Source organism: Vibrio sp. 1F263, assembly GCF_041439035.1.
Lineage (GTDB): Bacteria > Pseudomonadota > Gammaproteobacteria > Enterobacterales > Vibrionaceae > Vibrio > Vibrio tasmaniensis_A.
Genome location: NZ_JBGONI010000127.1, coordinates 1 through 1,303 on the forward strand (window position 1 = coordinate 1; position 1,303 = coordinate 1,303).

Annotated in this window: 1 protein-coding gene; it reads left to right on the forward strand. The window is 45.0% G+C overall.

All coding sequences use genetic code 11. From position 1 onward, the window contains the following. Positions 1–216: 216 nt before the first annotated feature. Positions 217–1,303: group II intron reverse transcriptase/maturase (gene ltrA, locus ACED25_RS23445; protein WP_371696274.1), on the forward strand; the 1,087-nt coding region annotated here is incomplete at its 3' end.

The following is a 1,303-nucleotide window of genomic DNA, read 5'->3' on the forward strand; positions in this document are numbered from 1 at the left end:
CATTGCGCGACATACGGAACACGGTAAGCCTGTATCACTCCCTCTGGGAAAGCCTATGTGGCCGATAGTGATGCAGGTATAGGAGGTTGGAAAAAGCGAAGGCTGCATTGTAACGATGCAGATACAGACTTGTGTCTGGTCACGAAAGTGAGCCCACTTCCGACTGGTCTCCCGTTGCGAGAGAATTTGAAGAACTTTATTAAAGGAGAAATGCAAATGATGATTTCAACAGAGATTAGTGCCTCTCCTGACAGCGTTCAATGGCAGTCAATAGACTGGAAATCCGTTGAGGCACATGTATTAAAGCTTCAGATGCGTATCGCAAAGGCAACTAGAGAAGGTAAACACGGCAAGTTGAAAGCCTTGCAATGGATACTAACTCACTCTCGCTCAGCAAAACTTCTTGCTGTTAAGCGAGTGTCTCAAAATAAAGGCAGTAAAACGTCTGGAATAGATGGTGTTATCTGGAATACAGATACACGCCGTATGAAAGCAGTGAATCAATTGAGTCGAAAGGCATACAAAGCCCAACCGCTCAAGCGTATCTACATCCCTAAAAAGAATGGCAAACTTAGGCCACTGGGCATTCCATGCATGATAGACAGAGCGCAACAAGCACTTCACCTATTAGCATTAGAGCCTGTGTCAGAAAGTCTTGCCGACCCTAACAGCTACGGTTTTAGACCAAGGCGAAGCACTGCTGACGCAATCGGCCAGTGTTTTATCTGCTTGAGTCAGAAACGGTCAGCGCAATGGGTTCTTGAAGGGGACATCAAAGCGTGTTTCGACAAAATCGGTCATCAATGGCTGATGGACAATGTTGCCGTTGATAAGCGTATGTTGAAGCAATGGCTAAAGTCTGGCTTTGTAGACAAAGGGCTATTTTACGACACCGATGAAGGCACGCCTCAAGGCGGGATTATATCCCCAACCTTGATGTTAATGACACTTTCTGGTCTCGAACAGCACATTAAGTCTACTGCACTCAAAAAGGGGGCAAGAGCTAACTTCATTGGATACGCCGACGACTTCGTCGTCACTTGCGCTTCAAAGGAAGTGCTGGAGAACGATATCAAACCGTTGATTGCTGATTTCTTAGCGGAAAGAGGCTTAACCTTATCCGAAGAGAAAACGCATATTACTCATATCAACGATGGCTTTGACTTTCTTGGGTTCAACCATAGAAAGTACAAAGGGAAACTGCTCATTAAGCCGAGTAAATCCAATACGTTGATGTTCTTAAGTAACCTGCGTGAACTCATCAAAAAGCACGTAACCCTTCCAGTGAATGATCTTATCAAAC